The organism is Cellulomonas sp. PS-H5 (assembly GCF_019265565.1).
Taxonomy (GTDB): domain Bacteria; phylum Actinomycetota; class Actinomycetes; order Actinomycetales; family Cellulomonadaceae; genus Cellulomonas.
The window spans coordinates 1-15,705 of sequence record NZ_JAHVCI010000072.1; the positions used below are offsets into that span (position 1 = coordinate 1).

Below are 15,705 nucleotides of genomic sequence, written 5' to 3' on the forward strand. Positions count from 1 at the left end.
CAGGGCGGCGCCCGTCGGCGCCGCGGCGGTCGCGGCCGCTCGGGCGGCGGCGCCCAGCAGTAGCCGACGCCGCGACCTACGGGTTCCGGCCGAGCCCACGCCGACGGGCGTCGGCCCGGCCGGAAACCGCAGGCCGCGCGCCGGGACACCCCGCACCTCCGCCCGCGACCGGCCTCCGGTCGCGGGCGGTCGCGCGTCCGGGCACCGTGGTGGAACACCGCGCCCCGCTTCCGCGTTCTGCTGCCGGCGGACCAGCCCCGGCCGCACCGGGCGGGGCGTCCGCGCCGGCGAGAGGAGCACCGCGATGGCGGACAAGACCTACGAGGTCACCAAGGACGAGTCGCAGTGGCGGGTCGAGCTGGACCCCGCCGAGTTCCAGGTGCTGCGCCTGGCCGGGACCGAGCGCCCGTGGACCGGCAAGCTGCTCGACGAGGAGCGCGAGGGCGTGTACCGCTGTCGCGCCTGCGGCAACGAGCTGTTCCGGTCCGAGACCAAGTTCGACTCCCACTGCGGGTGGCCGAGCTTCTTCTCCCCGCTGGCGGGCGACAAGGTCGAGCTGATCGAGGACCGCAGCCTGGGCATGGTGCGCACGGAGGTGCGCTGCGCGAAGTGCGGGTCGCACCTCGGGCACGTGTTCGACGACGCGCCCCAGACGCCGACGGGTGACCGCTACTGCATGAACTCGGTGAGTCTGACCTTCGACCCGAAGTAGGCTGCCCCCCGTGTGGGGGAGGGGAGCGCCGATGCTTCAGGGAAAGCGGTCTGCTGCCGATATCCCGGAGGTGGAACAGGCCCTGATCGTCCGCCGGTGGCGCCGCTACGGCGCCGACCGGCTGTACGTCACGGCCGAGACCGGCGCGCCCCTCGGCAGCGTCGACCTCGCCACGGGCCAGGTGGCCGTGGAGGCCGACGCTGCCGCACTCGAGGGCGAGGGCCTGGAGCAGGCCGTGCGCGGCGCCGCGCAGGCCTACCTGCGCGCCGACGTGCCCGAGCTGGTCGTCCCGACCGCCGACGTCCTCCCGGAGGACGAGCCGCAGCCCGAGCCCGAGCCCCGCCCCCGGGGCCGGCGCGCCCGCCGGGACGCGTGCGAGGAGGCCCCGGCCGACGACGCCGCGGACACCCCCGAGCGCCGCGGCCGGCACCGCGCCGACGACCTCGTGAGCCCGCGCCCCGACGCCGAGCCGCGCGGCGTCCGCGAGAGCCTCTGCGACCGCCTCGACCGGCTGATGCTGGACGGGTGGCACGTGCTGCACGACGTCCCCGTCGGCCGGCAGGGCTCGGTGGTCGCCCACCTGCTGATCGGCCCGCCCGGGGCGTTCGCCGTCGCGGAGCGGCCCGCCGCCGCGTCCGGGCCGGAGCGCCTGGTGCTGGACTCCCGGCACCTGTCCGCGGACGGCCGCGGCGTCGCCGACCTGCGCGACGTGCGGCTGACGGCCGCCCGCGCGGGCTCGCTGCTGCGCGCCGCCGTGGGTTCGCCCGTCGCGGTGCGGGGCGTGCTGGTCGTGCACGGCACCGTCGAGGTGCTGGCGCCCTCCCCGTACGACGCGCTGGTCCTGCCGGACGCGGACGTGCCGGACGTGTTCGCCGCGATGCCCGCCCGCTGGTCGCCGGGGCGGGTGGACGCGGTCGCGGCGATCGCCCGGCGCCGGAGCACCTGGGCGCTCAGCCGCGCGGTCTGACGCCCTGCGCCGTCGCGGGCGGGCGCGCCGTCAGGACCCGGGCTGCACCCGGGGCGGCGTGGCCGCCAGCGACTCGTTGAGCCGGTGCAGCTGGTCCGCCAGCAGCCCCTGGTCCTCCGCCGCCCACGTCCCCAGCGCGGCCGACAGGTAGGCCCGCCGCGCGACCCGCGCCGCGTCCACCCGGCGCGCGCCCTCGGCCGTGACGCGGATGAGCTGCCCGCGCGAGTCGTCGGGGTCGGGCCGGCGCTCGATGAGCCCGAGCTGCTCCAGGCGCCCGAGCTGGCGCGACATCGTGCCGCGGCCGACGCCGATGTGCTCGGCGAGCTCGCTGGCCCGCACGTCGGGCTCGCGCTCGATCCGGACCAGCAGCGGGTACGCCGAGGGCTCGAGGTCGGGGTGCACCTCGCGGGCGAGGCGCTCGGCCGAGGCGCGCGCACGGCGGAGCAGCAGCCCGAGCTCGGACTCGATGCGCGCGACGGGGTCGGTCGGGGTGTCCACCGACCCATTGTGGACGACGCGAGGCGCCCCGCCGGGGGGGGGCCCGCGGGGCGCCGGGGGGCGGGTGGGGGGCCGCCCCCCCGGGCTCGGACTCGATGCGCGCGACGGGGTCGGTCGGGGTGTCCACCGACCCATTGTGGACGACGCGCGGCGCCCGGCCGTCGGTGGGACGGCCGGGCGCCTCGCGTCGTGTCGCGGGACGCCCCGCGGTGGTCAGGCCCGGTGGGCCGGGGTGCCCTGCTGGGCGTCCGTCAGCTCGGCCTCGGCCTGCTGGCCGACCGCCTGCTGGGCGCCGGGGGTGCCGGCCTCGGCCAGGACGGCCTCGCCGGTCTGCTCCTGGTCGAGCAGCTGCTCGACGCCGGACCGGCGGCCGAGCGGCACCTCCTTGAGGAACAGCACCGCGATCAGGGCGATGACGCCCAGCGGGACCGCGATGAGGAACAGGTCCGCGATGCCGTGGCCGTAGGACGACTCGACGATCGTCTTGACCGGCTCCGGCAGCGTGGAGACGTCGGGCACCGAGGTGGTGCCGCCGCCGAGCGCGGCGGGGTCGATGCCCGCGGACATTAGGCCGTCGGTGAGGTAGCCGGTGATCCGGTTGCCGAGCACCGCGCCGAGGGCCGAGACGCCGATCGCGCCGCCGAGGGTCCGGAAGAACGCCACGGTCGCCGTGCCGGAGCCGGTCTCGGAGACGTCCAGGATGTTCTGCACCGCGAGGACCAGGTTCTGCATCAGCATGCCGACGCCGGCGCCCATGACGAACATGAACAGGCCGACCAGGACGAAGCTGGTGTCGTACCGGATGGTGCCCATCAGGGCCAGGCCGCCGGTCAGCAGCACGCCGCCCGCGATCATGAAGCCCTTGTAGCGGCCGTACTTGGTGATGAACCGCCCGGCGATCGTCGACGACAGGAACAGGCCGAGGATCATCGGGATCGTCAGCAGGCCGGACTGCGTCGGGGTCTTGCCGCGCGCCACCTGCATGTACTGGCTGAGGAACACCGAGGTGCCGAACATCGCCACGCCGACCGCGACCGACGCGATGACGGACAGGACGACGGTGCGGTTCTTGAACAGGTGCATCGGGATGATCGGGTCCGCGACCTTGTTCTCGACCAGGACGGCGATCGCCAGCACCACGAGGGCGCCGATCACCATGACGGCCGTCTGCCACGACAGCCAGTCGAACTTGTCGCCGGCGAAGGTGACCCACAGCAGCAGCGAGGCGATGCCCACGGAGATGAGCGCGGCGCCCCAGTAGTCGATCCGCACGACCTTGCGGGCCATCTGCGGCAGGTGCAGCGTGCGCTGCAGCACGATGATCGCGGCGACCGCGAACGGCAGACCGACGAAGAAGTTCCAGTGCCAGGACAGGCTGTCGGTGATGACGCCGCCGAGCAGCGGGCCGCCGACCATGCCGATGCCCATGATGCCGCCCATGAGGCCCATGTACCGGCCACGCTCGCGGGGGCTGAGGATGTCGGCCATCAGGACCGTGGCGAGGGCGGTGAGGCCGCCGGCGCCGATGCCCTGCAGGGCGCGCATGCTGATCAGGAAGCCGACGGTCTGCGAGAAGCCGGCCGCCGCGGACGACAGCACGGAGATGACCAGCGCGATCTGGATGAGGAGCTTGCGGTTCACCAGGTCGGCGAGCTTGCCCCAGATCGGGGTGGTGATCGTGGTGGTGAGGAGGGTCGCGGTGACGACCCAGGTGTAGGACGACTGCGACCCCTTGAGGTCGCTGACGATCTTCGGCAGGGAGCTCGACACGACGCTCGTGGCCAGGATGGACACGAACATGCCGAGCAGGATGCCGGAGAGGGCCTCCATCACCTGCCGGTGGTTCATCGCGGGCGCGGGCCCGCGGTCGACGGTCGGGCTCTCGGCCCGGGTGGTGCTGCTCATGCGTGAACTCTGCTTTCGCCCTGGGATGCGGTGCCCGGCGCCGTCGGCGGACGTGGTGGTGGTGCGGCGCGGCCGGTGCGGTCGCGTGCTGCGGGGGCCGGTGCGCGCGGCTGCGCACCGACCGGGGTCGGTCAGGTGGCCGCTGCGGCGAGCGCCGGCGCGCGGGGGTCGTCGGCCGGGGTGCCCGTCGGGACCGGGTCGGCGGCGGGGCGCGTGCCGAACTCGGCCATCGTGTCCGCGATCCGCTCGAGGACCGTGGACGCCTCGGCCAGCTCGGCGGGCGTCCAGGCGCTGAACGCCTCGGCGGCCCGCGCGTCCATCGCGACCTTGGTGTCGGCCGTGAACGCCCTGCCGCGCTCGGTGAGCCGGACCGTGCGGACGCGGCGGTCGGTGCCCGGCGCGTCGGGGGTGGTGCGCTCGGCGTAGCCGGACTCGACCAGCTGGCTGGCCTGCCGGCTCGCGACCGAGATGTCGACGTGCAGGTGCTGCGCCACGTCGCCGATGCCCAGCTCGCCGACCTTGTCCAGCAGCCAGAGCAGGCTGAGGGCGGCGCGGGGGCAATCGAGGTCGCGCGCCAGCTCGGTGCCGACCTCGCGCTGCACGCGCTGCAGACGCGCGATGGCGTCGATGAGCACGCGGTAGGCGGGGGTGCTGGGCACGGCGGGGACCTCTTTCATTGGTTGCAGCAGGCAAACTATCACAACGGTTGCGCTGGGCAACTTGTTCCCCGGGTGATGTGAGGGTGATCACCTCGCCCGGCACGTCCTCCCCGCGGCCCCGACAGTGGAACGTCGTGACGGACACGCCGACGGCGGGTCCGGCAGAACCATGAACACACGCCGCAGCCGGGGGGCGGCCCCGCCCCCCCGGGGCCCCCCTGTGGGCTTTGGTGGCCCTCCCCCGCCGTCGGCGTGTCCGTCACGACGTTCCACTCAGGCAGCAGCGGCGAGGCGTCCGGGGCGGGACGGCGGATGGGCCGGGGTCAGCGGCCCGCGGCGTAGCCCTGCATGCCGCGCGGGTTGGCGCCCGCGTGCAGCAGCCCGTCCGGCCGCACGCCCGCCGCGCTGACCCGGCCGAGGCTCCACGGCCCCGCGTCCCGCACGACGTGCCCGCGCCGGCCCAGCTCGGCCAGCACATCGGCCCCCAGGCGCGCCTCCGCCTCGACGCCCCGCCGCGTGCTCGTGCGCGGGTGGAACGACGACGGCACGTGCGTGGAGTGCCAGCCGGGCGCGTCGATCGCGGCCTGCAGGTCGAGCCCGCCGAGCAGGTGGTGCAGCAGGAACGGGATCGTCCACTGGTCCTGCTGGTCGCCGCCGGGCGTGCCGAACGCGAACCCGCCGCCGTCGCGGAGCACCAGGCCCGGGCTCAGCGTCGTCCGCGGGCGGCGACCGGGTGCGAGCGACGACGGCAGCCCGGGCTCGAGCCAGAACATCTGCGCGCGGGTCGGCAGGCCGAACCCGAGGCCGGGGACGACGGGCGAGCTCTGCAGCCAGCCGCCCGACGGGGTGGCCGACACCATGTTCCCCCAGCGGTCGACGACGTCGACGTGGCAGGTGTCGCCACGGGTCTCCCCGGACGGGCGGACGTCGAGCGCGGGCCCGTCGACCGCCGCCGCGCCCGCCGGCCCAGGACCCCGCGTCGGCTCGCCCGTCCCCAGCGCCGGCCCGCCCGCGGCGTCCTCGTACCGCCCGGGCCACACCGGCGAGCCGTCCGTGCCGGTGGACGGCGCCCCGAACAACGCGGCCAGCCGCGGCGCACGGCCGTCCGGCGACCCCGGCCGCACCCCGTCCGACGCCGTCGGCCCGACCAGCCGCGCCCGCTCCGCCGCGTACGACCGGGACAGCAGCGCCTCGATCGGCACGTCCCCGTCCGCGGGGTCGCCGTACCAGGCCTCCCGGTCCGCGAACGCCAGGTCGGTCACCTCGAGCGCGGTGTGCACCAGCTCCGCCGACCCGAGGTCCGCGTCGGCGACGCCGAGCTCCTCCAGCATCCGCAGCTGCTGCAGCAGGACCGGCCCCTGGCCCCAGGCCGCGGTCTTGTGCACCTGCACGCCCGCGAAGTCGACCGCGACGGTCGGCTCCTCGGTGGCCCGCCAGGCCGCGAGGTCGTCGGCCGTCAGGAGCCCTGCGTGCGCCGAGCCGGACGAGTCGAGCACCGGCTCCCGCACGAACGCCGCCACCGCCTCCGCGACGAACCCCTCGTAGAACGCCCGCCGCGCCGCCTCGATCTGCGCGAGCCGGTCCGCGCCCGCGGCCCGCGCCTCGGCGAGCACCCGCTCGTAGGTGTCCGCCAGCGCGGGGTTCCGGAACCGGGCGCCGGCCCCGGGGACGTCGCCGCCCGGGAGGTACACCTCGGCGGACGTCGGCCAGTGCTCGGCGAACAGCCGCTCGACGGTCCGGATCGTGCGCACCGCCGCGGGCACGAGGGGGTAGCCGTCGCGGGCGTAGCCGATCGCGGGGGAGAGGACGTCGGCGAGCGGCAGGGTGCCGTACCGCGCGAGCAGGTCGAGCCACGCGCCGAACGCACCCGGGACGACCGCCGCGAGGTGGCCGGTGCCCGGGACGACCTCGAGCCCCTGGTCGGTGTACGCCTCGATCGTCGCCGCCGCGGGGGCGGTGCCCTGGCCGCAGACGACGAACGTGTGCCCGTCCGCGGCCCGGTGCCCGATGATCGGGGCGTCGCCGCCGGGGCCGTTCAGGTGCGGCTCGACCACCTGCAGCGTGAACCCGGCCGCCGCGGCCGCGTCGAACGCGTTGCCGCCCCGCTCGAGGACGGACTGCCCGACGGCGCTGGCGAGCCAGTGCGTCGAGGCGACCATGCCGTGCGTGCCGACGAGCTCGGGACGAGTGGTGAACACGGGCGGCTCCAGGTGGCGCGGGCGGGCGGGGCACCGTCACGGTACGTCGACCCCCCGTCGACGCGCCGCCGGGCCCCACCCGCCCGCGCCGGCTCTCAGCGGGCGTACCGCCGCATGGTGAGCGGCCCGAACACCGCGACGAGCGCGAGGGCCCACACCAGCGTGACGACCACGTGGTCCCCGACGGGCGTGCCGTTCATCAGCCCGCGCACCCCGGTCACCAGGTCCGAGACCGGGTTCACCTCCACGAAGGCCTGCAGCCAGCCCGGCATCGTCGACGGGTCGACGAAGATGTTCGACCCGAACGTGAGCGGGGTGATCACCATCATCGACACGCCCATGACCGCGTTCGGCGTCCGCAGCACCAGGGCGAGGAACGTCCAGATCCAGCCGAAGGCGAACGCGAACAGCAGGAGCAGCGCGACCCCCGCCAGCACGCCGAGCGCGCCGCCCTCCGGGCGGAACCCGATCAGCAGGCCGAGCGCCACGATCACGACCGAGGCGATCGTGAACCGTACCGCGTCGCCGAGCAGCATCCCGACGAGGGCCGACGGCCGCCAGATCGGCAGCGACCGGAACCGGTCGAACACACCCTTCTGGATGTCGGTGTTGAGCGTGACGCCCGTGTACATCGTGATCATGATGACGCCCTGGACCAGGATCCCGGGCAGCAGGAACTGGATGTAGTCGTCCACGCTGCCCGCGATCGCGCCGCCGAACAGGTACGTGAACAGCAGCGTGATCATCACCGGGAACACGGTGACGTCGAACAGCTGCTCGGGGACGTGCTTGATCTTGAGCAGCGCGCGCCAGCCGAACGTCAGCGAGGTCGTGAGGCCGGACGGCCGGTCGGGTCGCGTGCCGGAGGCGAGGACGCCGCGGACGGCCGCGGTGGCGACCTCGTCGGTCGCGGTGCCCGTGGTCGTCCCGGCCGTGGTGGTCCGGGTGTCGTCGACGCTCATGCCGCCCCCCTCGCGGCGGCGTCACGCTCGGCGGCCGCCTCGTCGTCGGTGCCCGCGGACTCGGCCGGGTGGCCGGTCAGGGCCAGGAACACCTCGTCCAGCGACGGCTGGCCGAGCGAGAACTGCGCCACCGGCACGTCCGTGGCCTCGAGGGCCGCGATGCCGCGCATGGCCGGCGCCGAGGAGTCGACGCTCGCGGTCAGCGCCGCGGGGTCGGCGTCCTCCGTGACGGCCGTGCCGAGGGCCCGCTCCAGCACCGCCCGGGCGCGGGGCCGGTCGTCGGGGTTGAGCAGCCGGACGTGCAGCGCGCTCGCGCCCACGGAGGCCTTGAGCTGGCCCGGCGTGCCCTCGGCGATCACCTTCCCGGCGTCGATCACCGAGATGCGGTCGGCGAGCTGGTCGGCCTCGTCCAGGTACTGCGTCGTCAGCAGCACCGTCGTCCCCGACGCGACCATCGCCCGGACGATGTCCCACACCTGGTTCCGGCTGCGCGGGTCCAACCCGGTCGTCGGCTCGTCGAGGAAGATCAGCTCGGGGGTCACCACGATGCTCGCGGCGATGTCGATCCGCCGCCGCATGCCGCCGGAGAACTTCTTCACCTGCCGGTCGGCAGCGTCCGCGAGCCCGAAGGCGTCGAGCAGCTCGTCCGCCCGGGCGCGGGCGGCGGTGCGGGAGAAGCCGTACAGGCGGGACACCAGCACGAGGTTCTCCCGGCCGGTCAGGTCCTCGTCGACCGACGCGAACTGCCCGGTGAGCGCGACACGGCTGCGCACCTCGTCGGCGTCGCGCACCACGTCGCGGCCGAGCACCCGGGCGCTGCCGGCGTCGGGGCGGAGCAGGGTGGCGAGCATCCGGATGGTGGTGGTCTTCCCGGCGCCGTTCGGGCCGAGGAAGCCGTGCACGCCGCCGGCGGCGACCTGCAGGTCGATGCCGTCGACGGCGCGGGTGTCCTTGAACAGCTTGACCAGGCCCGCGGTCTCGATCGCGGTCGTCATGGGCGGTGCCTTCCGTCGGGGACCCGCCGGCGCACGGCGCGCGGGTCGGGGCGGGGTGCGGTGCGGCGGTGCGGCTGCTCGGCCGGCGGCGGCACGAGGACGAGGACCCGACGACGGGTGCCTTCTATTCCTAGTAGGAACAACGCGACCAGCGTAGGTTGGCAGGCGTGGTGGAGGCAACGGTTTCCCCGGACGGATCCGGCGACGCGGGGGACGCGGGCACGACGCCCGCGCCGACCCCGACCGGCTTCGCGCTGCTCGGCCTGCTGATGTTCGCCGGCCGGACCGACACGACCGTCACCGCGTACGAGCTCAAGCAGCGCGCCGACCGGACCCTGCGCTACTACTGGGTCGCCCCGGCGATGAGCCAGGTGTACTCCGAGGTGGCGCGGCTGGAGGCGGCCGGTCTCGTGCGTGCGGTGCCCGACCCCGCGGGACCGCCGGGGCGCCGCACCACCCGGTACGCGATCACGGACGCCGGCGACCGGACGCTGCGGTCGTGGCTCGCGGAGACTCCGGCGGACTTCCCCGTGCTCAAGCACCCGGTCGCCCTGCGGCTGCTCATGGGGCACCTGGTCGACCCGGCGACGGTGCGGGACATGCTCGACGACTACGTCGCGGCGCTCGCCGAGCGGCGGCGGGACCTGTCCGGGGTCCGGGCCATGCTCGGTGACCGGGCGGAGGTGCGGTACCCGGCGATGGTCGCCGACTGGGGGCTGGCGTACTACGACGCCGAGGAGCGGATCGTCACCGAGCTGCGGGAGCGGGTCGTGCGGGACCTCGCCGCGGGCGCCGACGCCGGGCCGGGGGGCGACGCCGGGCCGGGTGCCGACGCCGGGCCGGGCGCCGCGCCCGCGGCCGGCCCCGCCTGACCACGCGGTGGCGCCGGGGCCGGCGGGCGGCCGTGTCGGAGGTCGTCGGTAGCGTGGCGGACGCAGCACCACGGTCGAGCACGGCGGCGAGGGGGACGCGATGAAGTTCGGCATCGTCGGGACGTTCGGCACGGTCGACCAGCTGGTCGGGCTGGCGGCCGAGGCGGAGGACGCGGGCTGGGACGGGTACTTCACCTGGGACGCGGTCGACATCGGGGTCGACGGCGACGTGTGGGACCCGTGGGCGGTGCTCGCGGCCGCCGCCGTCCGCACGGAGCGGATCACGCTGGGCGCGCTGGTGTTCGCGCTGCCGCGGCGCCGGCCGTGGGTCGTCGCGCGGCAGGCGCTGACCGTCGACCACCTCTCGGGCGGCCGCCTCGTGATCCCCGCGGGGCTGGGCGTGCCGGTCGACCGCGCGTTCGCGGGCGTCGAGGGCGAGCTCACGAGCACGCGCGAACGTGCCGAGCTCCTCGACGACCACCTCGCGATCCTCGACCTGGCGTTCGGCGGGGAGACGTTCTCCTACCGGGGCACGCACCACCGCGTCTCCGACCTGCGGTTCCTGCCGCGGCCGGTGCAGCGCCCCCGCGTGCCGATCTGGGTGGTCGGCGCCTACCCCAGCGAGCGGTCCATGGGGCGGGCGGTGCGGTACGACGGCCTGGTCCCGCAGCTGCGCGGCGACCGCGCGATGGACGAGCTCGGCCCGGCGGAGGTCGCGGAGATCGCCGCGTGGGTGCGCGGGCACCGTGCCCCCGACGCCGGCCCCTACGAGATCGTCCTCCAGGGCGTCCTGCCCGAGGACCCGGCCGAGGCGCAGGACCGGGCCGCGGCGCTCGCCGAGGCGGGCGCGACGTGGTTCGTCGAGTCGCGCTGGGAGGGACCCGGCTCGACGTACGAGGCGCTCGCGAAGCGCGTGCGCCAGGGCGTCCCGCGCGGGTGACCCGGCGCCGGGCGGCGGCGCGACCTCAGGGTCCGTCGACGCCGGACCGCGCGGACGCATCCCACCGCGGCCCCGCGCGAGCCCGAGGACGCGTCACCGCCGCGCCGGCACTCCCTCCGCCGCCCGGGCCGCCGTCTCGGCCACCCGTGCCGCCCGCGTCTCGGGGCGGCGGGCGTCGACCAACCACCGCAGCACGACCTTGCGGGCGCTCGGAGCGAACCCGTCCCAGTGCGCCCGCGCCCCCGGCAGGGCGTCCAGAGCCGCCGCGAGGTCCGGCGGCACCACCAGGTCCTCGACGTCGTCGAGCAGCGTCCACGAGCCGTCGGCGCGCGCGGCGGCGACCACGGCGGCGCCGGCCGGCCCCATCCGCCCGGCCGCCTCCAGCCGCGCCACCCGCTCCTTGCTCAGCCGGGACCAGCCGCTCCCGCGCCGCCGGGGCGCGAACCACTGCCGGGTGCTGTCCGGGTCCGGCGCCCACGCCTGGCCGTCGATCCAGCCGACCGCCAGCGCCTCGGCGACCATCTCCTCGTAGCCGAACGTCGGCCGCCCGGAGCCGGGCTTCCAGCGCACCAGCCACACGCCGTCCGACGTGGCGTGGTGCTCCGCGAGCCACGCCCGCCAGTCCTCGACGGACTCGGCGTGGAACCGCGGCCGGTCGGCGAGCGACGCCATCGTCCCGGTCCCTGCGTCCGCGCGTGCCGGGGTCAGTGCCCGCCGGCGGGCGCGGGCAGGTCGTCCGCAGGGTCGGGCGCCTCGCCCTTGCCGACCCGCGAGTGCCGGTACGAGTACACGGCGTAGATCGCGAGGCCGACGGCCAGCCACGCCGCGAACCGGACCCAGGTGAGCACCGTCAGGTTGGTCATCAGCCACAGGCAGGCCACGCCGGCGAGGATCGGCAGCACAGGCGACCACGGCACCCGGAACCCGCGCTTCAGGTCGGGGCGGGTGCGGCGCAGGATCGGGATGCCGAAGCTCACCAGCACGAACGCCGACAGGGTGCCGATGTTGATCATCTCCTCGAGTCGCTCGACCTCGGAGAGGCCGGCGATGAGGGCGACGATGATGCCGACGCCGACCTGCAGCCGGATCGGGGTCTTGTACTTGTGCGAGGTGCGGGAGATGCCGCGGGGGAGCAGGCCGTCGCGGCTCATCGCGAACACGATCCGGGTGAGGCCGAGCAGCAGCACCATGATCACGGACGTCAACCCGATGAGGATGCCGATCGAGATCACCTTGCCCGCCCAGTCGGCGCCGACCAGGACGAACGCGGTGGTCAGCGAGGGCGAGTCGGACGCGGCGAGCTCGGTGTACGACACCATGCCGGTGACGACGACGGTGACCAGGATGTAGAGCACCGTGACGATCGCCAGACCGCCCAGGACGCCGCGGGGCACCGCGCGCTGCGGGTTCTTGGTCTCCTCGGCCGTGGTCGCCACGACGTCGAAGCCGATGAACGCGAAGAACACCAGGGCGGCGCCGGACAGGATGCCCATGACGCCGTACTGCGACGGGTCGAAGCCGGACAGGAAGCCGAACAGCGGCTGCTCCAGGCCGGACGCGGACTCCGCGGGCTGCGACGGCGGGATGAACGGCGAGTAGTTCTCGGCGCGCACGTAGAAGAACCCGGCGACGATGACGAACAGCGTGATCGCGACCTTGATGATCGTGAAGATGCTGTTCACGCGGGTGCTGAGCTTGGTGCCGACGGCGAGCAGCGCCGTGAACACCGCGACGACCAGCACCGGTCCCCAGTCGAGGTCGACGGGCCCGAGCTCCAGCGTCGTCGGCACGTCGATGCCGAACAGGCCGAACGCGTCCGACAGGTACACGCCCCAGAACTTCGCGATCACCGCCGCGGCGAGCAGCATCTCGAGGATGAGGTCCCAGCCGATGATCCAGGCGACGAGCTCGCCCGCGGTGGCGTACGAGAACGTGTACGCCGACCCGGCGACGGGCAGCGTCGACGCGAACTCGGCGTAGCACATGATCGCCAGCGCGCAGACGACCGAGGCGATGAGGAACGAGATGATCACGCCCGGGCCGGCGTAGTTCGCGGCGGCGGTCGCGCCGACCGAGAAGATGCCCGCGCCGACGGCGACGGCGACGCCCAGGACCGCGAGGTCCCAGGCCGTGAGCGAGCGCTTGAGGGACCGGTCCGGGTCCTCGACCGACGCCAGCGAGTCCTCCACGGACTTCCGGCGCAGCACGCTGCGGTTGCTGATGGCCACGGGGACTCCCTCGGACGACGGCACGACGACGCGCGAGCATGCCGAAGCCTGTGCCTCCTCGCACGGCGGGGTCCGGTGGGTGAGACCGGATCAGTCGACCCGTCAGATCCCGCCCGGGAAGCCTAGTTGCCGCCAGGCCTCGTAGACAGCCGTGGATGCGGCGTTCGTGAGGTTGAGGGACCGGCGGCCGGGCTGCATCGGGATGCGCAGCAGGCCCGTCACGGCCGGGTGCTCCAGCGCCTCGGGCGGCAGGCCGGTCGGCTCGGGGCCGAACATGAGCACGTCCCCGTCCCGGTACTCGACGTCGGTGTACCGGCGCTCGGTGTGCGTGGTGAACGCGAACACCCGCGCGGGGGCGAGCGCCGTCATGCAGGCGTCCAGGTCGGGGTGCACGACGACGTGCGCGAGGTCGTGGTAGTCCAGGCCGGCCCGCTTCAGGCGCGGCTCGTCCATCACGAAGCCGAGCGGTTCCACCAGGTGCAGCGTCGCCCCGGTGGCGGCGGCCAGCCGGATGGCGTTGCCGGTGTTGCCGGGGATGCGGGGCTCGAAGAACACGACGTGCAGCACGCCGGTGATCCTCTCACCGGTGGGGCGGGGGTCCGACGCCCGGGGCCCCGACCTGCGTGGACGTGGGTGGCGGGGGCTAGCGTGGGGGCGGTGGGGCGAGGGCCCCGCACCCCCGAGAGGACGACGATGCCGACGATCCCTGTCTACCGTGCCGCCGACGACCGGTACGACGCGATGCCCTACCGCCGCACCGGACGCAGCGGGCTCGACCTGCCCGCCCTGTCGCTGGGGCTGTGGCACAACTTCGGCGACGTGAACCCGCTGGAGACGCAGCGCGCGGTCCTCCGCCGGGCGTTCGACCTCGGCATCACGCACTTCGACCTCGCGAACAACTACGGCCCGCCGTACGGCTCCGCGGAGGAGAACTTCGGCCGGCACCTCGTGCAGGACCTCGGCCCGTACCGCGACGAGCTCGTCATCTCCTCCAAGGCCGGCTACGACATGTGGCCCGGCCCGTACGGCGACGGCGGCTCGCGCAAGTACCTGCTGTCCTCGCTCGACCAGTCGCTGCGCCGGCTCGGCCTGGACTACGTCGACGTCTTCTACTCGCACCGGCCGGACCCGTCCGTCCCGCTCGAGGAGACGATGGGCGCGCTGCACACCGCGGTGACCAGCGGCAAGGCGCTGTACGCGGGCATCTCGAACTACTCGCCGTCGGCCACCCGCGAGGCCGCGCGGATCCTCGCCGACCTGGGCACCCCGCTGCTCATCCACCAGCCGTCGTACTCGATGTTCAACCGGCACGTGGAGCAGGTCGCCGAGGGAGAGAGGGAGTCGCTGCTCGACGCGGTGGGCGACCTCGGCATCGGGATGATCGTGTTCTCCCCGCTCGCGCAGGGGCTGCTCACCGGCCGGTACCTGTCGGGCGAGGTGCCGGCGGACTCGCGGGCCGCGACCAGCCGGTTCCTGTCGCCCGAGCAGATCGGCGACACCTACCTGGAGCGGGCGCGGGCGCTGAACGCGATCGCCGAGGCGCGGGGGCAGTCGCTCGCGCAGCTCGCGCTGTCCTGGGTGCTGCGCGACCAGCGGGTCACGTCGGCGCTCATCGGGGCGTCGTCGGTGGCCCAGCTCGAGGACAACGTCGCCGCCCTCCGGGCCGAGCCGCTGACGGCCGAGGAGATCGCGGCGATCGAGCCGCACGCCGTCGACGGGACCGCCCGCCGGTGAGCGCACGACCGGTGCCGGTCGTGCTGCTGCACGGGCTCACCGACGCGTCGACGTGCTGGCCGACCGTCCTGCCGCGGTACGCGGGCGACGGTCGGGCGGTCGTCGCGCTGGACGCCCGCGGCCACGGCGGCACGCCGCTGCCGGACGAGCCGTTCACCGTCGCGGCGCTCGCGGCCGACGCCGCCGAGGCGCTGCGGGCTCTCGACCTCGGGCCCGCGCTCGTCGTCGGGCACTCGATGGGCGGGGTGACGGCGGAGGAGCTGGCGTTGACCGCCCCCGAGCTGGTCGCGGGCCTGGTGCTCGAGGACCCGGCGTGGCGGACCGCGAAGTCGGAGGGCGTGGACGCGCCCGGAGCGGACGGGTCGGTGGTCGGCGTCGCCGTCGCCGCGGGCGACGTCGCCGGGCCGGGTGGGGCGCGCGACGCGGTGCGCGACGGCGGTGCGGCGGGTGGCGCGGCCGGGCCGGGCGCGTGGGACGCGGTGCGCGACGACGGCGCGGCACGCACCGTGCCGGGCGGCGCGGGCGGCGGCGGCGAGCGGACCCCGGGCGGCGTCCCGGACTGGCTCGCCCCGGCGATCGCCGCCGTCCAGGGCCGCACGGTCGAGCAGATCGCCGCGCGCGGTCGCCTCGACAACCCGCGGTGGTCCGAGGCGGAGGTCCTCGGCTGGGCGGAGGCGAAGGCGCAGGTCGACCCGCGGCTCGCCGAGGTGCCGCACGACTGGCTCGGCCGGGACTGGGTCGAGGCGCTCGCGGACGTCCGGGTGCCGGTCACGCTGCTCACCGCGGATCCGGGGCTCGGGGTCGTGACGGACCGTCAGGCGGCGCGGGCGGCGGAGTTGCTCGGCGACCGGCTGACCCACGTCGCGTTCCCGGACGCGGGGCACAACATCCGCCGCGAGGCCCCGGATCGGTACCTGGCGGCCCTGGACGCCGCGGTGGCCCGCGCCGACGCCGCCCGCTGACCCGCGCGAGGGCCGCGGCCGTCGCGTCGGGCGCTGGGCCGCCCGCGCCGCCCCACGACGGGCCGCGCCGCCC

Annotated in this window: 15 protein-coding genes; 6 read left to right on the plus strand and 9 right to left on the minus strand. The window is 75.3% G+C overall.

The window, feature by feature from the left end; all coding sequences use genetic code 11:
• Positions 1-304: 304 nt before the first annotated feature.
• Together msrB and J5O08_RS18600 are read left to right on the plus strand one after the other, a co-directional pair.
• Complete coding sequence (gene msrB, locus J5O08_RS18595; RefSeq protein ID WP_217614408.1) at positions 305-712, plus strand: peptide-methionine (R)-S-oxide reductase MsrB; 408 nt, start codon at positions 305-307, stop codon at positions 710-712.
• A gap of 70 nt (positions 713-782) precedes the next feature.
• The gene (locus tag J5O08_RS18600) at positions 783-1,679 is read left to right on the plus strand and encodes an NERD domain-containing protein (protein WP_218708395.1); all 897 of its coding nucleotides are present in this window, start codon (positions 783-785) and stop codon (positions 1,677-1,679) included.
• Between the two features lie 30 nt (positions 1,680-1,709).
• On the opposite strand, the gene J5O08_RS18605 is transcribed toward J5O08_RS18600, so the two are convergent.
• The 6 genes from J5O08_RS18605 to J5O08_RS18630 all read right to left on the minus strand — a co-directional run bounded on the left by J5O08_RS18605 (position 1,710) and on the right by J5O08_RS18630 (position 8,896).
• A complete protein-coding gene (locus tag J5O08_RS18605; protein WP_308281719.1) occupies positions 1,710-2,177 on the minus strand; it encodes a MarR family transcriptional regulator in 468 nt (155 codons plus the stop codon).
• Positions 2,178-2,390: 213 nt separating this feature from the next.
• Positions 2,391-4,082: an MFS transporter gene (locus J5O08_RS18610; protein ID WP_255590195.1), complete on the minus strand. Its 1,692-nt coding sequence runs from the start codon at positions 4,080-4,082 to the stop codon at positions 2,391-2,393.
• Positions 4,083-4,213: 131 nt separating this feature from the next.
• Positions 4,214-4,741 (minus strand): MarR family winged helix-turn-helix transcriptional regulator, encoded by a 528-nt coding sequence (locus tag J5O08_RS18615; protein WP_218708397.1) that lies wholly within the window; start codon positions 4,739-4,741, stop codon positions 4,214-4,216.
• Positions 4,742-5,064: 323 nt separating this feature from the next.
• The gene (locus J5O08_RS18620) at positions 5,065-6,900 is read right to left on the minus strand and encodes a gamma-glutamyltransferase family protein (protein WP_218708409.1); all 1,836 of its coding nucleotides are present in this window, start codon (positions 6,898-6,900) and stop codon (positions 5,065-5,067) included.
• Positions 6,901-7,034: 134 nt separating this feature from the next.
• A complete protein-coding gene (locus J5O08_RS18625; protein WP_218708398.1) occupies positions 7,035-7,901 on the minus strand; it encodes an ABC transporter permease in 867 nt (288 codons plus the stop codon).
• Positions 7,898-8,896 (minus strand): ATP-binding cassette domain-containing protein, encoded by a 999-nt coding sequence (locus J5O08_RS18630; RefSeq protein WP_218708399.1) that lies wholly within the window; start codon positions 8,894-8,896, stop codon positions 7,898-7,900. Before J5O08_RS18630 ends, J5O08_RS18625 begins: the two co-directional genes overlap by 4 nt.
• A gap of 167 nt (positions 8,897-9,063) precedes the next feature.
• Between J5O08_RS18630 and J5O08_RS18635 the strand changes: the two genes are divergently transcribed.
• Together J5O08_RS18635 and J5O08_RS18640 are read left to right on the plus strand one after the other, a co-directional pair.
• Positions 9,064-9,768, plus strand: a complete 705-nt coding sequence (locus J5O08_RS18635; protein WP_218708400.1) for a helix-turn-helix transcriptional regulator — start codon at positions 9,064-9,066, stop codon at positions 9,766-9,768.
• Between the two features lie 100 nt (positions 9,769-9,868).
• Positions 9,869-10,708, plus strand: coding sequence for an LLM class flavin-dependent oxidoreductase (locus J5O08_RS18640; RefSeq protein WP_218708401.1), 840 nt, complete (start codon positions 9,869-9,871; stop codon positions 10,706-10,708).
• Between the two features lie 93 nt (positions 10,709-10,801).
• On the opposite strand, the gene J5O08_RS18645 is transcribed toward J5O08_RS18640, so the two are convergent.
• The 3 genes from J5O08_RS18645 to J5O08_RS18655 all read right to left on the minus strand — a co-directional run bounded on the left by J5O08_RS18645 (position 10,802) and on the right by J5O08_RS18655 (position 13,503).
• Positions 10,802-11,380 (minus strand): YdeI family protein, encoded by a 579-nt coding sequence (locus tag J5O08_RS18645; RefSeq protein WP_218708402.1) that lies wholly within the window; start codon positions 11,378-11,380, stop codon positions 10,802-10,804.
• Positions 11,381-11,412: 32 nt separating this feature from the next.
• A complete protein-coding gene (locus J5O08_RS18650; protein WP_308160870.1) occupies positions 11,413-12,936 on the minus strand; it encodes an amino acid permease in 1,524 nt (507 codons plus the stop codon).
• A 102-nt stretch (positions 12,937-13,038) separates the two neighbouring features.
• Complete coding sequence (locus J5O08_RS18655) at positions 13,039-13,503, minus strand: tRNA (cytidine(34)-2'-O)-methyltransferase (RefSeq protein WP_218708404.1); 465 nt, start codon at positions 13,501-13,503, stop codon at positions 13,039-13,041.
• 126 nt (positions 13,504-13,629) lie between these two features.
• Here J5O08_RS18655 and mgrA point away from each other — a divergent pair, with 126 nt between their 5' ends.
• On the plus strand, positions 13,630-14,670 hold the full coding sequence (mgrA, locus tag J5O08_RS18660; protein ID WP_218708405.1) for an L-glyceraldehyde 3-phosphate reductase: 1,041 nt from the start codon (positions 13,630-13,632) through the stop codon (positions 14,668-14,670).
• Entirely contained in the window at positions 14,667-15,632 is a 966-nt protein-coding gene (locus tag J5O08_RS18665) for an alpha/beta hydrolase (RefSeq protein ID WP_218708407.1), read from the plus strand. Before mgrA ends, J5O08_RS18665 begins: the two co-directional genes overlap by 4 nt.
• Positions 15,633-15,705: the final 73 nt, after the last annotated feature.

What these genes read in the sequence shown, in the direction of transcription:
- mgrA (WP_218708405.1), top strand. Translation starts at nt 13,630, where the DNA reads ATGCCGACGATCCCTGTCTACCGTGCCGCCGACGACCGGTACGACGCG.
- J5O08_RS18625 (WP_218708398.1), bottom strand. Translation starts at nt 7,901, where the DNA reads ATGAGCGTCGACGACACCCGGACCACCACGGCCGGGACGACCACGGGC.
- J5O08_RS18645 (WP_218708402.1), bottom strand. Translation starts at nt 11,380, where the DNA reads ATGGCGTCGCTCGCCGACCGGCCGCGGTTCCACGCCGAGTCCGTCGAG.
- msrB (WP_217614408.1), top strand. Translation starts at nt 305, where the DNA reads ATGGCGGACAAGACCTACGAGGTCACCAAGGACGAGTCGCAGTGGCGG.
- J5O08_RS18610 (WP_255590195.1), bottom strand. Translation starts at nt 4,082, where the DNA reads ATGAGCAGCACCACCCGGGCCGAGAGCCCGACCGTCGACCGCGGGCCC.
- J5O08_RS18620 (WP_218708409.1), bottom strand. Translation starts at nt 6,900, where the DNA reads ATGGTCGCCTCGACGCACTGGCTCGCCAGCGCCGTCGGGCAGTCCGTC.
- J5O08_RS18640 (WP_218708401.1), top strand. Translation starts at nt 9,869, where the DNA reads ATGAAGTTCGGCATCGTCGGGACGTTCGGCACGGTCGACCAGCTGGTC.
- J5O08_RS18630 (WP_218708399.1), bottom strand. Translation starts at nt 8,896, where the DNA reads ATGACGACCGCGATCGAGACCGCGGGCCTGGTCAAGCTGTTCAAGGAC.